Raw genomic sequence first — 6,668 nt, forward strand, 5'->3', positions numbered from 1 at the left:
TATTCAAGGCATGGGCATCGTGGATGCTCGAATTTTTAAAAGAAAGGTTAATAATGCTCTCTTATCAAGACGCCTACAAAATCGCGACCGATGTCCACAAAGGTCAACAGGACAAGGCCGGTGGTCCATACATCGATTTTCTCCAGAACGTCGCCGATTATCTTAAAAACAAAGGCGAATCCGAAGATGTCCAAGTTCTCGCTATTTTGCAGGATTCCATTACATCTGCTACCCAAAAAACTCCGGACGACATGATCAAGATGGGTGTTCCGGCCGACATGGTCGATCTCATCCAAAAGATGACCTACCACAAGAACCAGTCCTGGATTGACGAATACAGCTGCCACCTCATGGAAAAGGGTGTGCCGGCCGAAGACGCCACCTACGACGCACGCGAAAAGGACTTTGTCCGCTTTGTCGAAACGCTCAAGGACAATCCGACAGCAGCAAAGGCAAAGAGCGCTATCTTGAACGTGCTCATGGACGACAAGTACATCCACCGCCAGGAACGCCGCGAACTCAAGACGAAGTTCCGTCTCAAGAAGTACAAGGCAGCCATCCAGGCATTGGGAGTATAGTCCCCTCGGCAAGCTCAGGGACCTTACAATGCGTCGGAATGCCGCAAGGCAACACAATGCGTCATCCTGAACGGAGAACCGAAGGTTCGAAGTGAAGGATCCAGTCACATTTTAAATGTCATGCCGGCCACTGCGCCGGCATCTCTTTTTTAAAACCCTCGCGCAGAGGGTCTTTTTTTTGCGCGGGCTATTTCAGCACTACGCGTTGGCTCATTCCATCGACACGCACGATGTAGGCGCCAGATTCCTGCAAGGTGACACTTGTTTCGCCATTCGCAGGAATCGCTTTCGACATAACATGGTGACCGAGCGCATCGAACACCTGAACGGTTCTGCCCTTCGAAGCATGCAACGTGATGGTTCTGCCCTGCACCGCCATGCGGAATCGCTGATGGGCAATCACCGGCAAGCTCGTTTTTGCAGACGAACTGCTCGACTTGACAGAAGAGCTAGACGAATCAGCCTTCTTGCTACTGCTAGACGGAGCCTTGACGCTCGACGAAGAACTCTTTGCGGTCGAGGACGACGACTTAATGACATTGCTGGAAGACGAGCTGTTTACCGCCGAGGAAGACCACTTAGAATCACTGGATCCTTCGCTTGAGCTCAGGATGGCGTTGCTAGAAGACGAGCTGCTTGTTGCCGAGGACGAGGAAGAAACAGCGGAACTTGACGAAGACGGTTCTACGCTATAAGACATGCCGAACGCAACTTCGTCAAACACTGGATACGTATCGCTCTTTTTCCACACATGCCTATTTTCAACCGTCTTGCCGGAAGTGTTCAACAATTCCACAAACTCATCGGATTGCATGTACTTCGTGCTGAGCGGGCTTGTTAAAACGAAATTGATCTTATAATACTCATCTGCCTCAAAACCAAGCACCTCATCAATCTCGATACATCCCCTTTCTTGAGTGAAGGCGGAATCGTTATAAACCAATACGGCAAATTCAGGTTCGGTAGCATTTGCACATTCATCCATAACAGCAATCGGGTTCGCTTTAGGGGCTTTTACCGGGGCTGCATTATAGACGTTCTTAAAAGCAATATTGGTAACGAGATAGGAGTGATCAAAACCTGCAACAGACGAATGAGCTTTTGCCGCAAGTCCATATATACCACCAGCGGCCACTTCCGACGAGACTTCGCCCCAGTTATAGGCATCATCTAAAACAATGTCGGATCCCATCATTCCCAAAAGACCACCGACAAAAATCTCTCCACTATTTCCGACAGCCTTTACAGAGCCCGTATTCGCAATCATGCGACCATTACCTAAAGAGCCAGCAACACCACCAAGATAAGACACAGAGTTACTTTCAGCGACATCCAACGAGACACTTCCCCCATTGAAAGCGTTCTCCAAATAACCACATTCGCCGCAAACTCCACCCAGTTGACTCCATTTACCCGTCGTAATCCCATCGATACGGGCATAGTTTACACCCTTCACAATAGAATCCGCTTTGGCAGCAAGGCCTCCAACAGAACCAGCCCCAACGACATAGCCTTCGTTAACGCAATCCTTGAGCGTTTTCGCTTCGCCTACAAGACCGCCAACAAGAACGTCTTTCGAACTATCATATTTTTTTGAAGGATTCGACTGTACAAATTTGACACTGCCCTCATTCTTGCCAGAAAGGACATTCGCCCTGGCAGCGATACCGCCAAATCTGATGTTTTCAAGCTTTGAAGAAGAAGAATCTACAAACGTAATGGCACCTTTGTTCAGGGAATTCTTAACATTGATTCCGGTACGCAAATAGTCTCCGGCCAAAATACCACCGAAATTAATACCACCGCTAAGTTCATTTGCAACAACAACGACGGTAATATCACCATAATTGGCACAAGAATCAATACCATTAGCACCAATGGCTAATCCGGCAACATACGCCGGTGCACCCACTCTTGCATAAATTTTTCCGTAGTTTTTGGCCCCTTTAATCAAATCGGCTCTATTATCCGTCACAATCCCTGCAAGTCGGACACTTATGGTTCCATCGTATTCGATATCGCCCTCATTTGTGCTATTCAAAATGTTTCCCGTAGTGCCATTGATTAACGTAATTCCGGCGACACTAGTGATCTTCGAACCACTGCCTTGAACCTTGATATTCCCGAGATTGCGGCTATTGCTGATAGTTCCTCGATTTTCATAGGCGATTCCCGCAACAGACACCGGATTATTCCCCGCAGAAAGATCATAATTGCTGTAATTGACGCAACTATCTATAATAGAGAATCCAGTTTCATATCCATAATTCAACGACACAAAGCCGCTAATCCGTATCTCATCCATCTGGTCCATAACACCCTTTCGAAGCGACGATTTTGAAATCATTCCTCTATTGGTATCTACAAAAGCTCCATGACCTGTAACAAGATAATTGACCAGATGCACATCCCTTATCGTACCATAGTTCGTACCAAACAGGGCTCCATTCAAACCGTAAATATTATGTCCATTGCCATTAAAAACATAACCTTTGATATATCGACCATATTCCGAAATCGTCTTCAACTCACGCGTCATTACCGATAACGAATCCTTCCCCATCACAATATCATTGACAAGCGCGGCCCGTTGCGTAAAGGAGGCTCCAGTCGACAAGTACCACGCCAATTCCGACGGAGTGAAAATCGCAACGTAAAGCGAAGTATCGAGGTGCATACGCCATTTCGGAACGCTCAGTTCGCCATTCCAGCCAATCGTAGTCGGGTCCGGGCGGTTCACGACCAAAGAAGGATCCTTGATTGTCTTGGAATACTTGGCATAAATGGTCGAAGGAGCATTGAACACAGTCGTCTTCGTCACGGTTTTTCCCGTGGAATCAACCCAGCTATCAAAATAACGACCTTCCGTAGAATAAGCAGGCGGCAAATCGACAATATGTCCCTTGGCATCCGTCAAAGCATAGGACACAAAAACACTATCATCGAGGTCAATTCGGTAAACGGGCAAATGCGTAGAATCGCTAAAAATCGGATAGCCGCCATCATAGCTCCACGTCAGTCTCGGATGTTCTGCTTCATCATAAGCAATTCGAGACTTGCCATCGTCACGGTCCGCTTCATTCAGTTTGTCGGCAAATTCAACGGACTGCATTTCCTTTGTCGATAACGCAAAGGACTCTTTTACCCGATTCCCCTCACCCTCTACACCAACCAATTTAACTGAAGGTTGCAACGTAGAATCAAAAGCCGAGGTAATAATCGTACCCTGATTGTAGCCAACAACTCCACCCACCACATCCTTCGCAGTCACCTTGGATGCATAAGAGTACGAAGACGAAATCGCGCCAAGATTTCTTCCGCAGATTCCACCAACCGTATCCCCTTCCAACGTTCCACGATTGACGACCTGGCTGAGCCCCCTATCCGTCATACCAGAAATACCACCAACAACCTGCCCTTTCACAAAGCCTTCGTTAATGCAAAGCGTAACGGGACCGGCATTGCCGATAATTCCTCCAGCGAAGATTCCTTCCACGCGACCCTTGTTCACACTATTACGGACTTTAGAACCGTAACCAGCAATACCGCCCGCATACAGTTTCTTTGTCGATATATCGCCTGAATTTTCGCAATAAGCGATATCGCCATATCCACCGCCCGTGCCAACAATGCCGCCCATCATTCCGACATCGCCCGAAACAGCCCCCGTATTCTGGCTATAGGCTACAGGAGCATTAGACAATCCAGCAATTCCGCCGACTCGGGCATCGTTGTAAAGTTCGGGAGACTTGGATGTAATATTCCCTGAATTGGAGCAATAAGTAACCGAATCGTAGGAACCCTCGGTTTGTCTAAGGATTTCGCCTGCAATACCGCCCACGTTTTGACTTTCGAAGAAAGTCACATCAACATCGCTTGCATTGGAACAGCTATCAATCCAACCCTTCAGCAAACCAACAATGCCACCAATCGAAACTTCATCTACGCCTACGTAGTAGTCTCCCTTTTCTTCGTCTTTGATCATTGTTTTCTGAAGAACTTCGATCTTTATCGCTCCGCCTCGGGTATGAACGTTGTGAATATTCGAATACTTAGCATACCCGACAAGGCTACCGCCATAAAAATCCCCGGCCCTATAAGTGGAATCCGCTTTCATCGAGACCTTGTAATTCGCGAGGGTCACGTTTTTCAATTCGGTATGTTCCACAAACCCAAACAATCCGAAAATGGAATCGGACTGGGTCGTTAAATCGAGACCGTAAATAGTATGGTTCTTGCCATCGAAAATCATCTCGCCGATGCGTTTTTCATTTTTGCCGATTGGAATCCACGGGTGTTCCGAGACGGAATTTTCGTCTTTTCCGAACACGAGGTCGTTATCCAATAAGACAACGCCGCGCCATGGGATATTTTCAGTAGCTTTTTCCGGATTTTCAGCCGGATCAACGGTATTTACCAGCTGCGCCAAACCCGCCAACTGTTCCGGCGTAGAAATATGGTAAAGCGGCAGCGAAGCTTCATAATGAAAATCTTCATAATCATAAAAAATTACGGTATCCCGAGCCGAGGGAACCTCAGCCGTCCCATCCCAAGCCGCAAACGAAAACGACGAAAAACAACAAACAGCCCACAAAAAGGCCGATTTTACCCGAACCAACATGGATTCCTCCTTATTTCGATAGAAATAATAATTTGTTTCTAGAAGAAAAACAATCCTTTTGAAGTTATAACAGCCCATAAAATCTTTTTATTGACACAGATATAGCCGGATAGAGCGGTTTTTGCTATTTTTACCCCGTAATTTTTAAATTGGGTTCACGCCCAAGACAACCCCTAAAAAGGAACACAACAATGGCAAATAAAGTCTATAACTTTAGCGCAGGACCGTCGGTCTTGCCGGAACAGGCACTCAAGGAAGCATCTGCTGCATGCATCGACTTCGAAAACAGCGGCATCAGTATCCTCTCCATGAGTCACCGTTCAAAGCCGATTGAAAACATGTTCGCCCAGACGGAACAGTACCTCCGTGAATTGATGGGCATCCCGGAAGATTACGACATCGTGTTCCTCGGTGGTGGTTGCTCACTTTTGTTCTGCATGCTCCCGATGAACTTCCTCAACCAGGACGCTACGGCCGACTATGCTTTGACCGGCGTTTGGGCAAACAAGGCTTACAAGGAAGCTAAGCAGTTCGGTAACGCTCTCGCCGCTTGCGACACCAAGTCTGAAACTTACAGCCGCATCGACAAGAACTTGAAGCTCAGCGACAACGCTTCTTACCTCCACGTGACCGCCAACAACACGATTTACGGTACGGAATGGCACAACTTCCCGAAGCCGAAGTCTGGCTTCCTCATGGCTGACGTGAGCTCCGACTTCCTCGCCCGTAAGATCAACGTGTCTGACTTCGGTGTCGTCTATGGCGGCGCTCAGAAGAACATCAGCTGCGCTGGCGTGACTGTCACGATCATCAAGAAGGGCCTTCTCGGCAAGGTGAACCGCACCATCCCGACCATGCTCAACTTCCAGACCCACATCGACGCTGCCAACATGTTCAACACTCCTCCGGTCTTTGCCGTGTACGTGATGAACCGCACCCTCAAGTGGCTCAAGGATTTCGGTGGCGTGGACGCTATCGAAAAGGTGAACCGTTCCAAGGCTGCTCTCCTCTACAGCGCACTCGACAACTCCAAGGTGTTCGTCGGTACGGCTGCTAAGGAAGACCGTTCCATCATGAACGTTCCGTTCGTGTTCAACAAGGACGTCGTTGCAGCCGACAAGGCAGACGATCTCGCTAAGGAATTCCTTGAATTCGCTAAGGCTCGCGGCCTCCAGCAGCTCAAGGGTCACCGCTCTGTGGGTGGCTTCCGTGCTTCGATCTACAACGCTATGCCGGTCGAAGGCGTGCAGGCTCTCGTTGACTGCCTCGGCGACTTCGAAAAGAAAGTTCTCGGTTAATCGACGAGAATGCCGCGCCCCGCGCGGTATAGCGCATTTGAAAAAGTCCCGGCCTAGCGCCGGGGCTTTTTCGTTTATTCTGTTTAAGGGAGATGCCCGATCAAGTCGGGCATGACAAAAAAAACAAAGGCGGGCATGACAGAGCGTGCCGGCAGAAGGCACGGGCGCATA

The 6,668-nt window shown here is 48.4% G+C and carries 3 protein-coding genes; 2 read left to right on the forward strand and 1 reads right to left on the reverse strand.

The window, feature by feature from the left end; all coding sequences use genetic code 11:
• Positions 1–53: 53 nt before the first annotated feature.
• Positions 54–578 (forward strand): hypothetical protein, encoded by a 525-nt coding sequence (locus BUQ91_RS15045; RefSeq protein ID WP_254842394.1) that lies wholly within the window; start codon positions 54–56, stop codon positions 576–578.
• Positions 579–765: 187 nt separating this feature from the next.
• Here BUQ91_RS15045 and BUQ91_RS15050 read toward each other — a convergent pair whose 3' ends face one another.
• Entirely contained in the window at positions 766–5,199 is a 4,434-nt protein-coding gene (locus tag BUQ91_RS15050) for a T9SS type A sorting domain-containing protein (RefSeq protein ID WP_074209870.1), read from the reverse strand.
• 191 nt (positions 5,200–5,390) lie between these two features.
• Here BUQ91_RS15050 and serC point away from each other — a divergent pair, with 191 nt between their 5' ends.
• A complete protein-coding gene (gene serC, locus BUQ91_RS15055; protein WP_074209871.1) occupies positions 5,391–6,497 on the forward strand; it encodes a 3-phosphoserine/phosphohydroxythreonine transaminase in 1,107 nt (368 codons plus the stop codon).
• Positions 6,498–6,668 lie beyond the last annotated feature (171 nt).

This window comes from Fibrobacter sp. UWB11, assembly GCF_900143015.1.
Lineage (GTDB): Bacteria > Fibrobacterota > Fibrobacteria > Fibrobacterales > Fibrobacteraceae > Fibrobacter.

Excerpts from the sequence above, each read along its gene's own strand:
- BUQ91_RS15045 (WP_254842394.1), top strand. The coding sequence starts at position 54 with ATGCTCTCTTATCAAGACGCCTACAAAATCGCGACCGATGTCCACAAA.
- BUQ91_RS15050 (WP_074209870.1), bottom strand. The coding sequence starts at position 5,199 with ATGTTGGTTCGGGTAAAATCGGCCTTTTTGTGGGCTGTTTGTTGTTTT.
- serC (WP_074209871.1), top strand. The coding sequence starts at position 5,391 with ATGGCAAATAAAGTCTATAACTTTAGCGCAGGACCGTCGGTCTTGCCG.